This window comes from Clostridium sp. CMCC3677, assembly GCF_023845585.1.
In the GTDB taxonomy this organism is placed as follows: Bacteria; Bacillota; Clostridia; order Clostridiales; family Clostridiaceae; genus Clostridium; species Clostridium aquiflavi.
On the sequence record NZ_JAMQHS010000005.1, the window covers coordinates 259,367 to 281,537 of the forward strand.

General features: G+C 27.1%; 20 protein-coding genes. 14 read left to right on the plus strand and 6 right to left on the minus strand.

Annotated features, from left to right (window positions below; genetic code table 11):
- Positions 1-500 precede the first annotated feature (500 nt).
- Both NG901_RS08140 and NG901_RS08145 read left to right on the plus strand, forming a co-directional pair.
- Positions 501-1,049: a GNAT family N-acetyltransferase gene (locus tag NG901_RS08140; protein ID WP_252213498.1), complete on the plus strand. Its 549-nt coding sequence runs from the start codon at positions 501-503 to the stop codon at positions 1,047-1,049.
- Between the two features lie 445 nt (positions 1,050-1,494).
- Entirely contained in the window at positions 1,495-2,577 is a 1,083-nt protein-coding gene (locus tag NG901_RS08145) for an alpha/beta fold hydrolase (RefSeq protein WP_252213499.1), read from the plus strand.
- A 96-nt stretch (positions 2,578-2,673) separates the two neighbouring features.
- Here the strand turns inward: NG901_RS08145 and NG901_RS08150 are convergent, their stop codons facing one another.
- Together NG901_RS08150 and cls are read right to left on the minus strand one after the other, a co-directional pair.
- Entirely contained in the window at positions 2,674-3,861 is a 1,188-nt protein-coding gene (locus NG901_RS08150; protein ID WP_252213500.1) for an AI-2E family transporter, read from the minus strand.
- Between the two features lie 108 nt (positions 3,862-3,969).
- Entirely contained in the window at positions 3,970-5,397 is a 1,428-nt protein-coding gene (gene cls / locus NG901_RS08155; protein ID WP_252213501.1) for a cardiolipin synthase, read from the minus strand.
- A gap of 530 nt (positions 5,398-5,927) precedes the next feature.
- Here cls and NG901_RS08160 point away from each other — a divergent pair.
- The 10 genes from NG901_RS08160 (at position 5,928) to NG901_RS08205 (ending at position 17,875) form a co-directional block, all read left to right on the plus strand.
- Entirely contained in the window at positions 5,928-6,419 is a 492-nt protein-coding gene (locus NG901_RS08160; RefSeq protein WP_252213502.1) for an NADH-quinone oxidoreductase subunit NuoE family protein, read from the plus strand.
- Complete coding sequence (locus NG901_RS08165; RefSeq protein WP_252213503.1) at positions 6,409-8,289, plus strand: NADH-quinone oxidoreductase subunit NuoF; 1,881 nt, start codon at positions 6,409-6,411, stop codon at positions 8,287-8,289. The genes NG901_RS08160 and NG901_RS08165 overlap by 11 nt, the downstream gene beginning before the upstream one ends.
- Positions 8,290-8,331: 42 nt before the next feature.
- Positions 8,332-10,029 (plus strand): [FeFe] hydrogenase, group A, encoded by a 1,698-nt coding sequence (locus NG901_RS08170; protein WP_252213504.1) that lies wholly within the window; start codon positions 8,332-8,334, stop codon positions 10,027-10,029.
- Positions 10,030-10,503: 474 nt separating this feature from the next.
- Positions 10,504-11,049, plus strand: coding sequence for a histidine phosphatase family protein (locus NG901_RS08175; protein ID WP_252213505.1), 546 nt, complete (start codon positions 10,504-10,506; stop codon positions 11,047-11,049).
- A 198-nt stretch (positions 11,050-11,247) separates the two neighbouring features.
- Positions 11,248-12,606 (plus strand): MATE family efflux transporter, encoded by a 1,359-nt coding sequence (locus NG901_RS08180; protein ID WP_252213507.1) that lies wholly within the window; start codon positions 11,248-11,250, stop codon positions 12,604-12,606.
- A 181-nt stretch (positions 12,607-12,787) separates the two neighbouring features.
- Positions 12,788-13,483: a PHP domain-containing protein gene (locus NG901_RS08185; RefSeq protein ID WP_252213509.1), complete on the plus strand. Its 696-nt coding sequence runs from the start codon at positions 12,788-12,790 to the stop codon at positions 13,481-13,483.
- Between the two features lie 449 nt (positions 13,484-13,932).
- Positions 13,933-14,688: a DeoR/GlpR family DNA-binding transcription regulator gene (locus tag NG901_RS08190; protein WP_252213511.1), complete on the plus strand. Its 756-nt coding sequence runs from the start codon at positions 13,933-13,935 to the stop codon at positions 14,686-14,688.
- Positions 14,681-15,583, plus strand: coding sequence for a 1-phosphofructokinase (gene pfkB, locus NG901_RS08195; protein ID WP_252213513.1), 903 nt, complete (start codon positions 14,681-14,683; stop codon positions 15,581-15,583). Before NG901_RS08190 ends, pfkB begins: the two co-directional genes overlap by 8 nt.
- A gap of 21 nt (positions 15,584-15,604) precedes the next feature.
- Complete coding sequence (locus tag NG901_RS08200) at positions 15,605-17,497, plus strand: PTS fructose transporter subunit IIABC (protein ID WP_252213515.1); 1,893 nt, start codon at positions 15,605-15,607, stop codon at positions 17,495-17,497.
- A 222-nt stretch (positions 17,498-17,719) separates the two neighbouring features.
- Positions 17,720-17,875, plus strand: a complete 156-nt coding sequence (locus NG901_RS08205) for a zinc-ribbon domain-containing protein (protein ID WP_003374574.1) — start codon at positions 17,720-17,722, stop codon at positions 17,873-17,875.
- Positions 17,876-17,905: 30 nt separating this feature from the next.
- Here NG901_RS08205 and NG901_RS08210 read toward each other — a convergent pair whose 3' ends face one another.
- A complete protein-coding gene (locus NG901_RS08210) occupies positions 17,906-18,358 on the minus strand; it encodes a GNAT family N-acetyltransferase (RefSeq protein ID WP_252213516.1) in 453 nt (150 codons plus the stop codon).
- Positions 18,359-18,574: 216 nt separating this feature from the next.
- Between NG901_RS08210 and NG901_RS08215 the strand changes: the two genes are divergently transcribed.
- Positions 18,575-18,904: an ArsR/SmtB family transcription factor gene (locus NG901_RS08215; RefSeq protein WP_252213517.1), complete on the plus strand. Its 330-nt coding sequence runs from the start codon at positions 18,575-18,577 to the stop codon at positions 18,902-18,904.
- A gap of 86 nt (positions 18,905-18,990) precedes the next feature.
- Here the strand turns inward: NG901_RS08215 and sfsA are convergent, their stop codons facing one another.
- Both sfsA and NG901_RS08225 read right to left on the minus strand, forming a co-directional pair.
- Positions 18,991-19,689: a DNA/RNA nuclease SfsA gene (gene sfsA, locus NG901_RS08220; protein ID WP_252213518.1), complete on the minus strand. Its 699-nt coding sequence runs from the start codon at positions 19,687-19,689 to the stop codon at positions 18,991-18,993.
- Between the two features lie 59 nt (positions 19,690-19,748).
- The gene (locus NG901_RS08225) at positions 19,749-20,357 is read right to left on the minus strand and encodes a hypothetical protein (protein WP_252213519.1); all 609 of its coding nucleotides are present in this window, start codon (positions 20,355-20,357) and stop codon (positions 19,749-19,751) included.
- A 366-nt stretch (positions 20,358-20,723) separates the two neighbouring features.
- Here NG901_RS08225 and NG901_RS08230 point away from each other — a divergent pair, with 366 nt between their 5' ends.
- Positions 20,724-21,347, plus strand: a complete 624-nt coding sequence (locus NG901_RS08230) for a hypothetical protein (RefSeq protein ID WP_252213520.1) — start codon at positions 20,724-20,726, stop codon at positions 21,345-21,347.
- Between the two features lie 103 nt (positions 21,348-21,450).
- Here the strand turns inward: NG901_RS08230 and NG901_RS08235 are convergent, their stop codons facing one another.
- Entirely contained in the window at positions 21,451-22,170 is a 720-nt protein-coding gene (locus NG901_RS08235; RefSeq protein WP_252213521.1) for a tRNA 2-thiocytidine biosynthesis TtcA family protein, read from the minus strand.
- Position 22,171: the final 1 nt, after the last annotated feature.

Genomic DNA, 22,171 nt, shown 5'->3' on the forward strand with positions numbered 1-22,171 from the left:
TTTGGTTTGTTTTATGTTTTTATTATGTAATTGCATTAATATATGATATGAAAATTATAAAAGCTTATATGCTGAAGGCATATAAGCTTTTAAATATATACTAGTTAATTGTGAAAAATTATATAGGATTAAATTTATAAAAAAATATCACCTAGTATACAGTGGTAATGAAATAAAAAATCAAAACTTTGTAATAAAATCATTTTTAAAGTATAATTAAAAGTGATTTTATTTAAGAATTGTTTAAATACGTGTTAATATATGAAATAGGTGAAGTGGCATTGTAATTGGACTTTGAGAATCCTTAATGAGTATTGTCATATTTACTGCTTGTCTCAATTTTATATTGGGAGCAAGCTAAAATAGGACTATACTCATTTTAGTATTCCTAAGTTTAATTACTTCGTCCACTTCGCTTATTCATATATTAACATATATTTAAAATATAGTTATAATTAAAATAAGATATGGTATTTTTGAATTTATTGGAGGAGAAATTTATGTTTAAGAATTTAGAAAGAATTGAAAAGGATGATTTTGAGAGCTTTTTTTGCTTATTAGATAAGTCCTTTCCTAATATAGAAAGAAGAAGCAGAGAAGGTCAAAAAGAAATTTTTGATGATGATTTATATAAAGTATATGGAGTCAAAGACCATAGTGGAAATGTTGTTGGATTTATAGCAACATGGGAATTTGAGAAGTTTAATTTTATAGAACATTTTGCAGTAGATAGAATCTTAAGAGGTAAAGGTATGGGAACTCACTTGCTAAAAGAATATATAAATAATTCGAACAAGCCTATTTATCTAGAGGTGGAATTTCCTAATGATGATATATGTATACGTAGAATTGAATTTTATAAAAGATTAGGCTTTAAATTAAATGAGTTTGATTATATACAGCTACCATTACAAATAGGAAATGAATTATTACCATTAAAGATAATGACATACCCATCTAAAGTAAGTAATGATGAATTTATTTACTTTAGAAAAAATGTTTATGATAAGGTATATAAACAAAGTCAATCTTCTGACTTTGAACTTTAATTATAGATAAAATTATATAAATTAGAATAATAGTACTATTAACTTAGATTATCTGAAAAAATAATACTCTATTTAATATAAAAAATTATATTAAATAGAGTATTATGTATATTGAGAAGATTGTTATGATATTTTAATTATTGACTTATATTTTAATTATATACATATAAAAAATAAAAAAATGTAATTTTAAACAAAAAATAATATGTTAAATATAGTGTAATTAACTATTAGAATAAACTTCAATACATAATTTTACATGGAAAGTAAAATTATCAAAATAAATAAAATTTTCTATTAATTTATAATTTAAAATATAAATTAAATATGAAAGTCACAAATATTTATTTTGATATTGTTAAATATAAAAATTCAGTTTACAATTAAAGTAATCGATTACATAAATAGTTATAACTAAAAATAATTAGTGAAAAGGAGAATTTTAATGTGCAAAAATATTAAAAAAACGATTGCTATTTTTACTATGGTGGTGTTAATGACTCTATGTTTTGAATTGCCATATCAACATGTTTTTGCTTTTGATAAAGCTTCACTAGAAAGTATCTATGTATTAGAAGAAGACTATGAAGAAAAAATGAAGAACGTAGTAGAACCATATATTGATGACATAAAAGAGACAGGCTTTGTACAAGGACAAGAAGGCGTTGATATATATTATGAGATGTATAAATTAAATGACTCAAAAGCTAATGTTGTAATAAGTCATGGATTTTCAGAATCATTAGAAAAATATAATGAAATGATTTATTATTTTCTAAATCAAGGATATTCGGTTTTTGGAATAGAACATAGGGGACATGGAAGGTCAGGTTCTCTTGGAGTTAAAGATAAGAGTCAAATAAATGTAAAAGATTTTGAACATTATGTTTTAGATCTAAAAGAATTAATGGATGATGTAGTTATGCCTAATTCTAATGATAAAGAAGTATTTTTGTTTGCACATTCAATGGGGGGTGGAATAGGAAGCAAATTTTTAGAAGAATATCCAGAATATTTTGATGCTGTAGTATTAACTTCACCTATGTTAGAAATTAATACTGGCAAAGTACCATCAAGTATAGCTAAATTAATAGCTAATACAAGTGTAGCATTATCATTTGGTGATAAATATATTGCTGGACAAGGTAAATATGATGACACGTATAGTTTGAAAAGTTCTGATACATCATCAGATGCTAGATGTAGATATTATCATAATATAGTAAGCAATGATGAAGATCTACAAAGAGGTGGAGCTTCATATAATTGGCTTCAAGCATCAATATATGCTACTAAAGAAATTACAGATAAAGACAATGCATCAAAGGTTGAAATTCCTGTAATGTTAATGCAAGCTGATAAAGATGATTTTGTAAAATCAGGTGGACAAAACAAATTTGCAAAATATGCTCAAAATTGTGATAAGGTATTTTTTGAAGGATCTAAGCATGGAATATTTAGAGAAAAAGATGAAATATTAAAAGAATATTTAAATGACCTATTCACATTCTATGAAGAAAATTTATAATAAAAATTCTATCTGTTTTAAGATGTAGTTGATAGTATGAAATAAAGAAAAAAAGATATCTAGAAAATCTAAGATATCTTTTTTTCTTTAAAATCATTATTTTACTTTTAAGTTTTCTTTTTTCATATAATTTGTGTACCAATTATTAAATAAAACTTTAAATGAAGCAGCTAAAGGTACTGCAAGTAACATTCCAAAGAGTCCACCAATATTTCCACCTATTAATATTGCAAGCATTGTAAATACAGCATGCAATCCTACGCTATTCCCAACTATTTTAGGTGCTAAAAGATTATTATCTATTTGTTGAACAATAATCATAGCAATAATAGCATAAACTATTTTTATAGGTGTACCACTTAATAAGCCCATTATGGCAGCTAAAATAGTACCAACTATTGGACCTACATAAGGAATAAGATTTGATAATCCAACTATTATACCTATAACAAAAGCGTAATCTATTCCAACAATAGATAAAGCTATTGCTGATAAGATTCCTACGAAGAATGCTTCTAGCAATTGGCCACGAATAAACTTTCCAAAAACCTCATGTATTGTTGAAAATACGTAATTTATTTTCTTACCAACTTTACTATTTCTGAAGATTAAGTAATAAAGTTTATTCCAAAGATTAATAAAATATTCATGATCTTTTAAAAGGTAAATACTAATAACTAATGCAATAAAGAAAGTAGCAACTCCACTTCCTATAGATACTGCAAAAGAAGCCATTTTCCCCATATTATTTGTAATATAATTTTGAATAAAGTTAACTACTACTACTATATGATCTTCTATAGCATTTAAAAAAGGTAAATTTAAATTTTCTAATGCTAAACTGATTGATGAATTAGAAAATGAATGTGTACTTAAATAAATAGATATATATTCTACTATATTAGAAATACTAATATTTTTAGATAATTGTCCACCAATCATAAAATAAATACCACAAAGAAGTCCTAATATTATTCCTATTATTGCTAGGTAAGAAAAAATAATGCTTAGTGCACGGTAAGTGCCTTTATTTTTTATCTTATATATCTTATTATTTTTTAGAAAATTTTCTATACCTTTAGTAAGAGGAAATAAAATATATGTAATTAAAATAGCTATTAACAAAGGTTTTATTAATGAAAGTATTTTCTCTATAACATGAAAAGTAGTTCCTAAAATGTTACCTATATTAAAAAGAATTGCAAAGGCAATATATATAGTAACAGCTGTAATAGTAATGTATAATCCATATTTAAATAATTTTTTATCAATATCAATTTTCATTTTGAGTCACCTTTCTAAAGTTTATGTATTTTATTACAGTATAATAAAATATAGTGTAACATAAAATTTAGAAAAAATAATAAAAAAATAATTAAAATTTTATTATTATTAAAGAATAGGTGATATTAATCTAGAAATAGATTCTAATATTTTAATTAGATGTCCTCTATTTTCATATTCTTTAAGCGTTAATAGTGTACATACATTTTGGTCTTTTAAAAATATATCTTCATAGTCTTTTGCTATTTTAGAGTCATAAATTATAGCATTAATTTCAAAATTAAGTTTAAAGCTTCTTATATCTAAATTAGCAGTACCAATGCTACATACTGAACTGTCTGAAACAATAGTTTTAGAATGAATAAAGCCATTTTTGTATTTATAAAATTTAATACCAGATTTAATAAGATTGCCTATTGAGGCACTTAGAGCCCAACTCATAAAAAAGTAATCAGCTTTATTTGGAACCATTATTCTTACATCAACGCCAGAAAATGCTGAAATTTTTAAAGCTTCTATCATAGGATGATCAAGCACTAAATAAGGTGTTTGTATAAAGAGAGTTTTTTTTGCATTTGTTATAATTTTTAAATAAGAATTTCTTATGTATTCCTCCATATTATCTGGACCAGAAGAGACTATTTGTATACCCACATTTCCTTTTGAAGAAAATGTGATTTTTTTTAATTGTATATCGTAAATATCTTCTTTTGCAGCATATTCCCAATCAAGAGCAAATCTTTTATTTAATTCTAATGCAGCAGCACCTATAATTTTTATATGAGTGTCTCTCCAAAAAGAAAATTGTTTTCCTTTATTTATATATTCATCACCAACATTAAAACCACCGACATAACCTGTATCTCCATCAATAACTACTATTTTTCTGTGATTTCTATAATTCAGACGTGGATTTATATATGGAGCTATATTAGGAAAAAAAACTGAAAATTTTATTCCGCAAGATTTAATATATTTTATGTGCTTTTTTGTTAATGATTTAGATCCCATACCATCAACTAATAATCTAACTTCAATACCTTCATTAATTTTTTCTTTTAATAATTCTATTAATTTAGAGCCTAGAGTATCAAATCTAAAAATATAGTATTCAATATTTATAAAGGATTTAGCATTTTTAATATCGCACATTAAATCTTTAAATTTATTTTCTCCATTAATGTAGGTTTTTACTTCGTTTTCTTTTGTATAAATACTATCATTAGCATAAAAATTCATTTTTATAAGATCTATATATTCTTCAGCAACTTCATTATGCAAATCTTTATTTAAATCAGCTAATAATTTTTTAATCTTTTTTTTATCAATGACAGCTTTTTTGCTGAAAATCTTTTTTTTAGATATGTTTTGTCCAAAACATAAATAAAGCATAAATCCTAAAAAGGGAAAAATAAAAAGGATTAAAAGCCATGCCCAAATAGTTGTTGTATCTCTTTTTTCAATAAATACTAAAGAGACTGCACATATAGAATTAATTATGAAAAGAATTAATGTTAAAATTAAATATATATTCATATACTTCACCTATTTTAATTGAATTTTAATATGTCTTTTAAAGTAGAATTATCTTATAACTAAAATTAAATCTTTATAATATATTTTTCTTATAACTAGTTTTTTATACTTAAATTATGTAATTGATTTTAAATAATAATATAAATTGAAGATTATAGACAGAATTTTAAGACATATGATTATTTAGTTTTGAAAACAATCAATTTTATATTCAAAGAAGACAAAAAATAAACTACTTTTTTCGTTTATTTTTTTTAATAATTACATTAATTTAATATGTAAGAAATAATAAAAATATCTTACAAATAAGTGAAATATGTGTTTTAATATATATAAGAATATAAATAAATATCATAGTATATAATATACGCATGAATGATAGTCATTTAAAGAAGGTGGTATTAAAAAATAAAAAAATAATATATTATTTTGTTAATAAAAGTGATTATATATTATAAATATGTACAAGCATATTATAATAAATCATTTTTTATTTTTATAATAATTTATAATATATGGGGGTGGGACAAGTGATATTAAAAGAAGAGGAAATGAAAGAATTAGATACCATTTTAGCTTCTCATAATTATCAAAAGTCGTCAGTTATTGCTATAATGCAAGAAGTTCAAAAACAATATCGTTATTTGCCAAAGGAAGCACTATGTTATATTGCAAAACACTTAAAAATAAGTGAAGCAAAAATATATGGTGTTGCAACTTTCTATGAAAATTTTTCATTACAACCTAAAGGAAAATACGTAATAAAAATTTGTGATGGAACTGCATGTCATGTAAGGGGATCTATACCTATATTAGAAGAATTCAGAAAATTATTAGGACTTTCAGAAAGTAAAGTTACAACAGATGATATGATTTTTACAGTTGAAACTGTATCTTGTCTAGGCGCATGTGGGTTAGCACCGGTCTGTACTGTAAACGATGTAGTACATCCTAGTATGACTAAGCAAAAGGCTAGAGACATAATAAAACAGTTAAAGGAGGAAGCATCTAATGAGAATTAACACTAGGGAAGAGTTGAACTCTTCAATAGAAAAATGTAAGTTAGCTTTAGGTAAACAATCTAAACAAATATTAATTTGTGGTGGAACTGGTTGTGTAGCTAGTGGTTCTTTAAAAATCTATGATAGATTAAAAGAGTTAATAGAACAAAGAGGACTTGAAGTTACTATCTCATTAGAAGAAGAACCTCATGATGATAGTATTGGTTTAAAGAAGAGCGGATGTCATGGATTTTGTGAAATGGGTCCACTTTTAAGAATAGAACCTGAAGGAATATTATATATAAAAGTTAAATTAGAAGATTGTGAAGAAATTGTTGAAAGAAGCATAATTTCCAATGAAGTAATAGAACATCTTATTTATAAAAATGAAGAGAAAAGCTATAGCAAGCAAGAAGAAATTCCTTTTTATGCAAGACAAACACGTGTTGCATTAGAACATTGTGGACATATAAATGCAGAGTCTATTGAAGAATATCTAGCAGCTGACGGATATACTGCTGTTGCGAAAGCACTTTTTGATATGACACCTGAGGAAGTTGTAGATGAAATATCAGAATCTTATCTTCGTGGAAGAGGAGGCGGTGGTTTCCAAACAGGAAGAAAATGGTCTCAAGTATTACAACAAGCTGAAAAACAAAAATATATAGTATGTAATGGTGATGAAGGTGATCCAGGAGCATTTATGGATAGAAGTATGATGGAAGGCGATCCTCATAGAGTAATTGAAGGAATGCTTATAGCTGGAATTGCAACAAAAGCAAATTATGGTTATATATATGTTCGTGCTGAGTATCCACTTGCAGTTAAAAGATTGCAAATGGCTATAGATCAAGCTACTAAAGTGGGACTTTTAGGAAAGAATATTTTAAATTCTGGATTTGATTTTGACTTACATATAAGTCAAGGAGCAGGAGCATTCGTTTGTGGTGAGGGAAGTGCTCTTACAGCGTCAATAGAAGGAAATAGAGGTATGCCAAGAGTTAAACCACCTAGAACTGTTGAAAAGGGATTATTTGAAAAACCAACTGTATTAAATAATGTTGAAACATTTTGTAATGTTCCAAGCATCATTAATAAAGGTTCAAAGTGGTATAAGAGTATTGGTACTGAAAAGAATTATGGAACTAAGGCTTTTGCACTTACTGGAAATGTAAAACACACAGGTTTAATAGAAGTTCCTATGGGAACAAAATTAAAAGAGGTAATATTTGATATTGGTGGTGGAGTAAAAGAAGGAAAGTTTAAAGCAGTTCAAATTGGAGGACCATCTGGTGGATGTCTTTGCGTAGGCGAAAATCATTTAGAATTACCACTAGATTTTGATTCACTTAAAAAAGTTGGAGCCATGATTGGTAGTGGTGGATTAGTTGTAATGAATGATAAAAGTTGTATGGTAGAGGTAGCTCGTTTCTTTATGAATTTTACTCAAAATGAATCTTGTGGTAAATGTATACCTTGTAGAGAAGGTACAAAAAGAATGTTAGAAATTTTAACTGACATTGTAGAAGGAAGAGGTACATTAGAACACCTAGATATGTTGGAAGAATTATCAGATACTATATCTGCGACAGCGCTTTGTGGTCTTGGTAAGAGTGCATCTTTGCCAGTAAAGAGTACTTTGAAATACTTTAGAGAAGAATATATAGCTCATGTTGTAGATAAAAAATGCCCAGGCGGAGTATGTAAATCTTTAATGTCTTATGAAATAGATAAGGATAAATGTAAAGGCTGTTCTAAATGTGCTAGAATGTGTCCAGCAGGAGCTATTAAAGGAGAAATAAAAAAACCTTATACCATTGATCAATCAAAATGTATAAAATGTGGTGCTTGTATGGATGGATGTGCATTTAAAGCAATCCAGTTAGTTTAATAGCTCACAACGTATGAATTAGTGAAAGGAAGGTATAAACTTATGTCAAAATATATGATAATTGATGGTAACAGGGTAGAATTTGATAAGGAAAAAAATATTTTAGATTTAGTAAGAAAAGCGGGAATTGACTTACCTACATTTTGTTATTATTCTGATCTATCTATTTATGGAGCTTGTAGAATGTGTGTGGTTGAAGATGAATGGGGAGGAATTATAGCTTCTTGCTCTACGCCACCTAAGGATAAAATGTCAATTAAGACTAATACGCCTAAACTTCATAAGCATCGTAAGATGATATTAGAACTTTTATTGGCATCACATTGCAGAGATTGCACTGTGTGTGAAAAGAGTGGAAAATGTAGACTTCAAGAATTAGCTTTGCGCTTTGGAGTGAAGACTATTAGATTTAAAAATAAAAATGAAAAAATTGAATTAGATACTTCATCTAAATCAATAGTTCGTGATCCAAGTAAGTGTATATTATGTGGAGATTGCGTTAGAATGTGTAATGAAATACAAAATGTTGGAGCAATTGATTTTGCATATCGTGGTTCTAATATGGTTGTTAGTCCGGCATTTGGTAAATGTTTAGGAGAAACAGATTGTGTAAATTGTGGACAATGTGCTAATGTATGTCCAACAGGAGCTATTGTTGTAAAGAGCGATATAAAGCCAGTTTGGAAAGCGCTATATAATCCTAAACAAAGAGTTGTAGCTCAAGTTGCACCAGCAGTAAGAGTTGCTTTAGGTGAAGAATTTGGAATAAAACCTGGAGAAAACGTTATGGACAATATAGTTGCTGCAATGAGAAAATTAGGATTTGATGAAATATATGATACTTCATTAACAGCTGATATGACAATAATAGAAGAATCTAATGAATTTTTACAAAAATTAGAATCGGGAGATGATAAACTTCCTTTATTTACTTCTTGCTGTCCAGCTTGGGTAAGATATGTGGAAACTAAACATCCAGAACTTATGAAGTATGTTTCTACATGTAAGTCACCTATGCAAATGTTTGGATCAGTAATAAAAGAGTATTTTAAAGAAAAAGATGCTTTAGACGAAAAAGAAACTATATCAGTAGCTGTTATGCCATGCACTGCTAAGAAAGCAGAAGCAGCTAGAGAAGAATTTATAAGAAATGGAATTAAGGATATTGATTATGTAATTACAACAACAGAATTATGTAAGATGATTAACGAAGCTGGACTTCAATTTGATAAGATTGAACCAGAATCTTCAGATATGCCATTTTCTTTATACTCAGGAGCAGGTGTTATATTTGGAGTTACAGGTGGTGTAACAGAAGCTGTAATCCGTGGGGTAGTTGAAGATAAGAGCTCAAAGGCTTTAAAAGAAATAGAATTTATTGGTGTTCGTGGAATGGAAGGTGTAAAGGTTTGTGAAGTTCCATTTGGAGAAAAGAATCTGCGTATAGGAGTAGTCAGTGGACTTGCTAATGCAGAAAACCTAATTGATAAGATTCAAAATGGAGAAGAACAGTTTGATTTTGTTGAAGTTATGGCTTGCCCAGGAGGATGTGTAGCTGGAGCAGGACAACCTTTTAGTTTAAAAGAAGGAAAGAAAGAAAGAGCTAAAGGTCTTTATAAAGTAGATAAGGTTACGCAAATAAAGAGAAGTCAAGAGAATCCGGTACTAATATCTTTATATAATGGACTATTAAAGGAACGTTCAAAAGAACTATTACATGTTCATTATAAATATGACTAGGAAATAAATAGTTAATATATTTTATGGTGAAAATTTATATTTTTAATTTTATTATTTTGAGTGTGTGTGTTTCAAATATATTTGGAACACTTTTTTTTGCTTTATTTTAAGGATATGTTTTATCAAAATGCTTATATATGTATAAGCAAAGTGAACAGAGTAATTGAACTTATGAATGCCCAAAATAAATATATTTATATAAATATTATTAAATAATACTTAAAAATATATGAACTATTAAACAGTTAAAAAAAATTGCTGTATAATAGACTATAAATTTTAACACATTGGGGAAATATTAATAAATAGTATGAAGAAAGGTTAATATTTTATGTTGATCTTATAGAAGTATTTAGATTAATGCTTAGCATTAAGTTGATATAAGTATATTTTATTGATGGAATTAAATATAGTACATAAATTATATAGTATACTAAAGTTAATTTATGTAATTAAGTTGGTGGAGGTATAGGAATGAGAATAGGACTTGTAAGACATTTTAAAGTTAATTATAAAAGAAAATTTCTTATGACATCAAAAGAGTTTAAGGATTGGGAAACTGCTTACAATACTAGTGATGTTATAAGAAATGATGTAGAACTTCAAGGAATAGCTTGGGATAAATGTTATAGTAGTACTTTAAGTAGAGCAATAACAACTGCCAAAGATATATATTTTAAAGAAATAGTTCAAAATGATTTAATAAGGGAAGTTCCAATAAGTCCATTGTTTAAAAGTAATTTAAAGTTACCATATTGGTTCTGGGCAATAAGTGCAAGGTTTGCATGGTATTTTAATCATTCTTCTCAAGAGGAATTAAAAACACAAACTGAATTAAATGCTAAAAATTTTCTTGATTTTTTAGAAGAAAAAGTAAAAGAAGAAGGATCACAGAATATTTTAATAGTCACTCATGGATTTTTCATGTATACTCTTCAAAAGGAATTGAGGAAAAGAGGATTTAAAGGCAAAATGATACATACACCTCAGAATGGTAATTTATACTTATATAAAAGATAAATAAGTATACTAGAGTTTTGATTATTTTATATTTATATTGATTAATGATATTAAGGGATGTAATATAAAACATGGCAATGATTTGTTTAAATTTTGCCATGTTTTGTGTCGTATAAATATTGTGTTTTAAAATAATATTTATACAATAGAAATAAATGCAACAACAAGAAGGATTTTTGTGAAGGGAAAGGAGAAAAAATGAGTAGCATAAACACATTAGAGAGGACAACTGAAAGAACAACATCGTTATTTAAATTGACATGGCCTATTTTTATAGAACTTATTTTGCAGATGCTTGTAAGTAACGTGGATCAACTTATGTTAAGCAGAGTATCAGAAAATTCTGTTGCTGCTGTAGGAAATGTAAATCAGATTATGAATTTCTTACTTATTACTTTTAGTATTATTACTATGGCAACAACAATACTTGTATCTCAATACTTAGGTGCAAAAAATTATGGAAAGGTTTCCGAAATATATTCTGTAGCTGTATTTTCTAACTTAGTATTTAGTATTTTAATAAGCATATTGTTATTATGTTTCAATGGTATATTTTTTAAGTGGCTAAGAATGCCAAGTGAGCTGCTTATAGATGCTAAAACATATATAAGTATAATTGGTGGAGGAATATTTTTACAAGCTATATTTATGACTTATTCAGCAATATTAAGAAGTAACAGTTTAATGAAACAAGGAATGTATGTTTCTGCAATAGTAAATATAGTTAATATATTAGGAAACTTTCTTTTTATAAGTGGTGCATTTGGGATACCAAAGCTTGGAGTAGAAGGAGTTGCTATATCAAGTGTATTAAGCAGACTTATAGGAGTTATAGTTATAATATACATATTTAAACAAAATATAAAACAAAAAGTATCATTAAAACACTTAAATCCATTTCCTAAAGAAATATTTAAAAAGTTAATGATGATTGGTCTTCCATCTGGAGGTGAATCAGTATCATATAATTTTTCACAAATGGTGATATTAACATTTATAAATATGATGGGTACAAGCTCTGTTGCAACAAAAGCATATGTTGGAATATTGGTTTGGTTTTCTTTCATATATGGATCAGCAGTATCGCAAGCGAATCAAATAAGAGTTGGGTATCTTATTGGTGCTAATAAGGAAGATGAAGCCTATAAGAAAGTTTTGCAGACATTAAGACCAGCAGCATTTATTTCAGTAGGGGTTTCAATAGTGTTATTTATATTTAGTGATAATTTGCTTGGTATATTTACATCTAATCCTGAAATCTTAAAATTAGGAAAACAAGTTTTATTTATAGATGTATTATTGGAGTTTGGAAGATCCTTTAATCTTGTAATAATAAGAGGTATGCAGGCAGCTGGTGATATTAAATATCCTATATTTATAGGAGTTTTATCAATGTGGATTGTAGCAACAGGACTTTCTTATGTTTTCGGAATAGTTTTAGGATTAGGACTTAGAGGGATATGGATTGCAATGATGTGTGATGAATGTTTAAGAGGATTAATTTTCTACATAAGATGGAGAAGAGGGACTTGGAGATCTAAGAGTGTTGTAAATTAAGTCTAGATTAAGTATTATGTGTAATATATTTGATTTTTAAGGTTATCTTACACCATCTAGCTTTAATTATGCATATGTCAACATGACCTTAAAGAATAACCTGATATGAAAATAATAAATAACTATTATATTATAAATTTCATACAATAAAATGTGGTATAACATTTTAAAGGAGTTACAGATGTATAAAAAAGGAGATTTTCATATTCACTCAACATCTTCAGATGGTGGTTATACCCCAAAACAAGTTGTTAATTTTGCTAAAAAAAGAGGTGTTGATATAATTTCTTTAACAGATCATAACAATACTTGTGGTATAGATGAATCTATATTAGAGGGGGAAAGAATAGGAGTTAAAGTAATTCCAGGAGTTGAACTTTCAACTAAACATAAAAATGGAAGTAGAGTTCATATTTTAGGATATTTTAAAGATGAGAGTTATAAAGATGAACTTCTTGTTAAGATTTTAAAAGATGTGAAAAATCATAAGATAAATAATATAAAAAAAGTATTAGGAAGATATATAGAAATCAATAAAGGCGATGGATTATCGGTTGATAATGGAATTAAAATATTAAAATTTTTTGGAGCGACAGTTGTACTTGCGCATCCAGTACTTATCAATAGAAATGATTTTAAAGAAATTATAAAATTAGATTTTGATGGATTAGAGGCTAAGTATTTTAGCAATACAGATGAAGATACAAAATATTTTTTGGAAGTAGCTAAAAATAAGAACATTCTTTATACAGCAGGATCAGATTTTCATAATCATAATGAGTTTTATAGAGCACATGGGCTTATAGGTGATGTATATTTAAATGAAAATGAAATATATAATTTTCTTACAAAAGGAGAGTTGTATCCATACATTTGACTAAATTATCCTTAGGTACTACTGCGATTTTTACAAAGCTTTAGTTTTAATAAAAGGGATGTATCAAAATTTGATACATCCCTTTTTATATAAAAAATTATATATAACATTTGAGGATTTAAATTCAAACTATTATCTCTAAACTTTTAAATAACAAGGTATGGTTTGGTAAATTTTTTTTATGGAATAGTATGATTAGTTTTGAAATATTTGTTAAAAATGATATTATATTATGAGTGAATATAAAAATAGTTATATAAATATGGCTGAAAATGAATAGAGTTGGATCAAAAACAGTTATAAACGATCAAAACCATGTAATAATTATACTTTAAAAACATATTTTAGTTAAAAATATAAATGTTTTTGATTGATTTTAAATTAATTTGAACTAAAATGATTGATTTTTAAAAACAAATAGTTTATTATAAAGATATGGAGTGGTGAGAATGTTTACAGAAGAAAGATACAATATAATACTTCAAGAACTAAAAACAAAAGGAATAATTTCAGTTGTTGAACTAGTTAAATTACTAGATGCTTCTGAATCTACAATAAGAAGAGATTTAAATAATCTTCATAATGAAGGATTGCTTAAAAAAATTCATGGAGGAGCAACATTAATAAGTGAAGGTACAGCAAAACATGATTATAAAGTAAATGTTAGAAAATCATTAAATGCAGATGAGAAAATTGAAATAGCAAGATATGCAGCTAATTTAATAGAAGATAGAGAGTTAATTTACTTAGATGCTGGTACAACAACAGAAGCTTTAATATCATTTATAGAAGCAAAAGATATAACTGTTGTTACAAATGCTATAGTTCATGCAAAAAAATTATTAGAAAAAAACATAAAAACTTTAATGTTGGGTGGAGAATTAAAAGCTGTTACTGAAGCAATTGTTGGACCTATAACTGTAGAAGATTTAAAAAAATATAATTTTACAAAAGGTTTTTTTGGTACAAATGGTGTAAGTAATAAAAATGGATATACAACGCCGGATGTAAATGAGGCTATGGTAAAAGCAGAGGCGATAAAAAGATGCAATAAAGCATTTGTTTTATGCGATGAATCGAAATTAGATGAGGTTAGTTTTATAACTTTTGGGACAATAAAAGATGCAACATTAATTACAAGCAGAATAAAAAATTTAGATATTATATATGATACTAATGTAATAGAGGTGAGTAAAAATGATTAATACAATAACTCTTAATCCTTCATTGGATTATATAGTAAAAGTTGATAATTTTAAAGTTGATTCATTAAATAGAAGTAATGATGAAGAAGTTTATGCAGGAGGAAAAGGAATAAATGTTTCTATAGTCTTAAATAATTTAGGTATAGAGAATACGGCATTAGGCTATGTTGCAGGCTTTACAGGAAATGAAATAGAAAGACAAGTTAAAAATCACGGTGTTGATTGTGACTTTATAAAATTAAAAAATGGTTTATCAAGAATTAACGTAAAGCTAAAAAGTAATGGAGAAACAGAAATAAACGGAGCAGGTCCAGAAATTACAAATGATGATTTAAATAAATTATATGAAAAACTTTCTGATTTAGAAGAAGGAGATTATTTAATATTGTCAGGTAGTATACCAAACAGCGTTCCTGATGATATATATCAAAATATAATGAAGAACCTATTGGAAAAGAATGTAGAATTTATAGTTGATGCAACTAAAGATTTACTTTTAAAGGTACTAAAGTATAAGCCATTTTTAATAAAACCTAATCATCATGAATTGGCTGAAATGTTTAATGTTGAGCTAAAAAATGATGAAGACATAATAACTTATGGTAAAAAGCTTCAAGAAATGGGAGCTAAAAATGTATTGATTTCAATGGCTGGAGAAGGAGCAATTTTATTACCTGAAAATGGACAACCCATAAAAAGAGAGGTGCCAAAAGGAATATTGAAAAATTCAGTAGGAGCTGGAGACTCTATGGTAGCAGGATTTTTAGCAGGATATATTAAAAATAATGATATAAAAGAAGCATTTAAAATGGGAATTGCAACAGGTAGTGCAAGCGCATTTTCTGATGAATTAGCAACAAAAGAAGAAGTAGAAAAACTATTATCTAAAATGTAAAAATGTAAGGAGGAATATTTAATGAGAATTGTTGATTTATTAAAAAAACAAGGCATTGAGTTAAACTTCAATCCATTTTCTAAAGATGAATGTATTGAGAAACTAGTAAACTTGATGGACAAAACAGGCAATTTAAATAACAAAGAAGAGTATAAAAAAGCTATTATAGCAAGGGAAGCACAAAGTACAACAGGAATTGGTGATGGAATAGCTATACCACATGGAAAAACTAATGCTGTTAAAAAAGCTTCATTAGCTGCAGCAGTATGTAAAAATGGAGTAGATTATGATTCATTAGATGGATCTTTAGCAAAATTATTTTTTATGATTGCAGTTCCAGATAATAGTGACAATTTACATTTAGAAGTTTTAGCTAGATTATCTACTATATTAATGGATGAAAAATTTAAAGATAGCTTAATTGATTGTAAAGATAAAGATCAATTTTTAAAACTAATAGATGAAAAAGAAAGTGAAAAATTTCCTGAAGAAGTTAAAGAAACTAAAAAAACTTCAAATAATGGTGGATATAGAGTTCTAGCTGTTACAGCATGTCCAACAGGAATAGCACATACTTATATGGCAGCAGAAAGTCTTGAAAATAAGGGTAAAGATTTAGGCATTACGATAAAAGTTGAAACTAATGGTTCTGGAGGAGCTAAAAATGTTTTAACTAAAAAAGAAATTGAAGAAGCAGAATGTATTATAATTGCAGCAGATAAAAATGTTGAAATGAGTAGATTTAATGGAAAAAGAGTTATAAAAACTAAAGTAGCCAATGGAATACATAAAGCAGAAGAATTAATCAATGAAGCTATAAGTGGAAATGCACCTGTATATCATTATAATGGTAATAGCAGTGCTGAAACAGAGAATATAGAAAATGAAAGCATAGGTCGTCAAATTTATAAACACCTTATGAATGGAGTATCACATATGTTGCCATTTGTAATTGGTGGTGGTATATTAATTGCATTAGCATTCCTTTTTGATGATTATAGTATTGATCCAAGCAACTTTGGTACGAATACACCACTTGCAGCATTTTTTAAAACAGTAGGTGGAACAGCTTTTGACTTTATGCTTCCAGTGCTTGCAGGATTCATTGCAATGAGTATTGGAGATAGACCAGCACTAGCAGTAGGTTTTGTTGGTGGAGCATTAGCTAATAAAGGCGGATCAGGATTCTTAGGTGCATTACTTGCAGGATTTATAGCTGGTTACTTAGTTGTTTTATTAAAGAAATTATTCGATAAATTACCTCAGAGCTTAGAAGGTTTAAAACCTGTATTATTATATCCTTTCTTTGGTATATTACTAATTGGAGCAATTATGGTGTTTGCTGTTAATCCACCGGTTGGTGCTTTAAATACTATGATTACAAATGGACTTAATTCAATGGGTGGAACTAGTAAAGTTCTTTTAGGTATAGTATTAGGTGGAATGATGTCAGTTGATATGGGCGGTCCTGTAAACAAAGCAGCATATGTCTTCGGTACAGCATCACTTGCAAGTGGCAATTTTGAAATAATGGCAGCTGTAATGGCTGGTGGTATGGTTCCACCACTTGCAATAGCATTAAGTACTACTTTCTTTAAAAATAGATATACAGTAAGGGAAAGACAATCAGGTCTTACTAACTATATAATGGGTTTATCTTTTATAACAGAAGGAGCAATACCATTTGCAGCAGCAGACCCATTAAGAGTAATACCAGCTTGTGTAGTTGGTTCAGCAGTTGCTGGTGGATTATCAATGTTCTTTGAGTGTGCTTTAAGAGCTCCACATGGTGGATTATTTGTAATAGGTATTATAAGTAATAAATTAGGTTATATTGGAGCAATAGCAGCGGGTGCAGTAGTAGGTATGATAATACTTTCAGTATTAAAAAAACCAATAAAAGATAATAAATAAACATCCAATACACCTATTTAGAGTAAATGATTATCTACTCTAAATGGGTGGTTTTTTATGATGTTAAAAAATATATATTTGATAAAAAACATTGCAATTTTGCCTAAACAGTGTTATACTGAATTAGTAATATATAAAGATTTTGTTAAGATAAATAGATTTCTCCTTTTAGAGAATTATATGAGTCAGTAGGAATCTTTAAATAATAAGGAGGAATTTAATATGGAAGATAAGACAATCGTATGTAAAGACTGTGGTCAAGAATTCATTTTTACAGTAGGAGAACAAGAATTCTACAAAGAAAAAGGATTTTCTAACGATCCAGTAAGATGCGCAGCTTGTAGAAGAGCTAAAAAAGAACAAAACAATAGAAGATAATTTGTGATTTTTAAGAGTTATAAGATTTTCTTATAACTCTTTTTTGTATATTTTAATATAATCTCCAGAGTATTCAGCACCATTTTCAAAATGCTTCCAACCTGTTTTCTCATAATAGTTATCAATATCTGTATATAAAAAGAGTTTAGAAAATCCAGCATTTTTACAGTAAGTTAGTACAAAGTCTTGTAATTTTTGACCAATACCTTTATTTCTATAATTTTCTTTTACATACAATGCTGATAACCATGGATATAAATCTTGTCTACTCACTAAATCAGCTCTCCACAAACTAATAGTGCCAACTAATTCATTATCTGAAAGAGCAATAAATGTTAAAGGTAAACTGTTTTTTTTAAAACTATGATTTATAATGCTTTCAAAAAAATCACGATTTGTTTCATTTCCAAATTCATTCCATAACCAATCAATTATGGTTTCTGTATTTTCTTTATAATCAGCTAAGTAGGCAATTTTAAGCACATTGAAGTCCTCCTGTTTTACATTAAATTGAAAATTATACTTATAATTAAAATATAGTTTAATTATAACATAAAAAGGCATGAAATGGCAAAAATAGATAGGGTAAAATGTTACCATATAATTATAATGATACAAGTGTAATTATAGATAGTTATTGACGTTAAACATAAAGTGATTTAATCTATATATAGATATTTATCTATGCTAGGAGGAGTTATGGAAACAAAATATGAATTAAATTCAAAAATATTTAAAGCATTAAGTGATCCAAATAGAATAAAAATATTAGATTTACTTTCTTGTGGAGAAAAATGTGCTTGTAATATATTAGAGAATTTTGAATTTACTCAACCGACATTATCACATCATATGAAGGTATTGATAGAGTGTGGATTAGTGGATTGTAGAAAAGAAGGAATATGGAATCACTACAAATTAAATAGTGTAAATTGTAATAAATTGGTTTTGTTTTTAATGAATATAGTTACCGAGACAGAAGACTGTATTTGTAATAATATATTAAAATGTAAAGATAATAATAGTTAATATTTGTAGATGTATAAATTATAAGACTATATAATAGATCTTAAGTTACTTCAAGGTTTATTATACAGTCTCCATGTTTTTTTTAGTTATGTTTGTAATTTTAATTCAACAGCTTTGGACAGTTCAATAAAGGTTTCTCCTAATGTGCAGTCATATACAAATATATCTACACCCATAGTTTTAGCTTTTCTAAGTGCATTGGCAAACTTAGGGTCAGTATCATCATTTGGTGAAAAACTTTTTACATTATCTAATTGAATTAAGAAAAGAACACCAGCTCCCATATTATTATTTTTAACTTCTATTAGTTCTAATAAATGCTTAGTTCCTCTTTCAGTTGGGGCATCTGGAAATCTACAAAATCCATCTTCCTCTAAGGTGACGCCTTTTACTTCTAAGTAATACTCATTATTTAAAGAATCTTCTAATTTAAAATCAAATCTACTATTTCCAAAGGTTTTTTCTCTAGAGATTTTTGTATATTTCTCTAGTCCTTTAATTCTTTTATTAATAAGAGCTTCTTCAACAACTTTATTTGGTATTTGTGAATCAATATTTATTAATTTGTCACCTTTATATGCACCAATTAAGCTAAATTTAGTTTTTCTATTTGGACCATTTTCTTCTCTTATTAGTGCTTTGCAACCAGGTATTAATATTTCTTTGCATCTACCTGTATTAGGTACATGCACTAATTCTTCTTTTCCATCTATAATAACATATCCTTGAAATCTATTTGGACGTCTTACAAATTCAACTATTTGCGTATTTTTTTTAAATATCATATGCTCCTCCAATATTTTAAATATAATATTTTAATTGTTTAAATCTATTTAGTCTTTTATTATTTTTCGAAACTAAATAGTGAATATGCTGTATCATTGCGAACATAATCTAACGTTCCAATTGTAAAATCATAAGTAGTTATATATCCATAATCATTAGCTCCAAATAGAATCGCTTCATGACTAAAATTTTCGTTAGGATTATCAATAACTTTTTCTATTGGCACTAATTTATCTTTGAAAGAATTTTTCATATCCTTATATTTTGTTTTTTGTAAGGTATTTGTATATACAGAATAAGAATACATATCAGCACTGTTAATATTATGTAATTGAATAGTACGTCCATCATTGCTAACTGTTACTTCACAATATTCATCGCCTTGGGTCATAGAACAGTCAATTTCTTGTAAATCAATACTATTAATAATTTGTAATTCATTTAAATCATAAATAAAAAGTCCAAAATAATCATGAAATATTATTATATCATCAGATGCATAATCAAGTGTTACCATATCTACACCAACGCTTTGTTCTAAAGCCCATTTAGCAGGTGAAGGTTCAAGGGTACTTTTCTTTGAATTATTACAACCATTTAATAAGATTAAACAATTTAACATTAATAATAAAAAGAATGATTTTTTAATAGATTTATAAGTAGTCATATAAATATCCCCCATATGTATAATATAATTTGTTGAGTTTTAACAAAAATATAAGTAAAATTTTCAATACTAAAATCTAAATAATTTGATAATAATATCATTTTGAAGATTATAGCATAAATATATATTAATTACTATTAAGATAAAATGCATATGTGTAAGATAAAAGTGTATTATGTATTTATAAGGGAATAAAATATATTTTGTTTTTATATTAAGAGTAAATCATACTAAAAATTAATGAATAGAATTGTTGTTCTCTAGTTATGATATAATGTATATATATAACAAGAGTAAATAAAGAAATGTTTTAGAAAAAGGGTAATAGGGTATTGCAACATTAAATTAATAAAAGGGGAGATTTTTATGAGGGAAAAAATGAAAACAATAGCAATAGTCACAAGTTCAGTTTTAATTGTAGGTATATTATACATATACAATAATACTCATATGACAACTCCAACTTCAATTGAAAAAGAACCTAATATAGAAACTAGTGAAACTACTAATGATAACGCAAATAAAGAAGAGATAACTATTAGTGAAGAAAGTATAGAAAATAAAGAAAAAAGTGATAGTGGCAAAATCGTAAATGATAAAAATAAGGAGAATATTGAAAAAGATTCTAAAGGTAATTTAATATTTAAAAGTAATTTAGGATTTTCAATGACTTTTCCAGATACTTGGAAAGACAAATATAGGATTATAGAAGAAAGCAATTCAGTAGCTGTTTATTTTAAATCATCTGATTCTAGCATTGACCCAAAATCAGGACTATTTTTTCTTATAATTAAGCAAGATGATTCATTAGATCCAAGTATGTTTGATACGATTGATGTTGAAAACTATGTTACTGTAAATGATGATACTTATTTTATAGGTGGTCCAACAGATATATCATTGAATGAAAATGCATCTGATTTTAATACATTTATTTCTATGAATAAAGACCGTAAAGATATAATAGAAAGTATAGTGAGCTTAAAGTAAAATAAGATTTAATATGTATAGCCTACAAATAATATAATTAGAGTTAAATGTTTATGTATAAAAATAGGTATCTAAAAATAATTTTTAGATACCTATTTTTTAGTTATTTAATTAAATCTTTATTCCAGATAAAAAGTTGATCTGAATTATTTAAACAACCAAAAAGGTTCTTTTTAAAACCTGGCATTTTATTATTAAGTTCATCAATCAATTCTTTTATATCCTGTCTTTTGGTTTTACCATCAGCAGGGCATGGATTCTTTATAACTGGAAAATTAAATTTTTTAACAACACTTTTAATGCTGTGCTCCTCTATATAAACCATTGGTCTTATTAATGTTATAGTATTTTTATGCATAAGTGTTTTTGGTGAAAAACAGTTAATTCTTCCTTCATAGCACATTGATAGCATAAGAGTTTCCAAAGCATCATCTTTATGATGACCAAGCGCAACTTTATTGCAACCTAATTTTTCTGCATTATTATGCAAAGCACCACGTCTAAGATTTGCACATAAAGAACAAGGATTTTTTTCTTTCCTTAAGTCAAACACAATCTTTTTTATATCTGTTTGTATTTCATAAAAAGGAACTTTTAAATTTTCACATAATGTGTATAGGGGAGAATTGTCTACACCACCTGGATTTAAGGTAATTGCTATAAGCTCAAATTTTTGGGGTGAAAAATTCTTGTATGTATTTAAAAGATATAGTAGAGTTAAGCTATCTTTTCCGCCAGAGAGTCCAACAGCTATTTTATCTCCATCTTGAATCATATCAAAATCATTTATTGCTTGTCGCATTTTACTAAGAAGTTTTTGCATT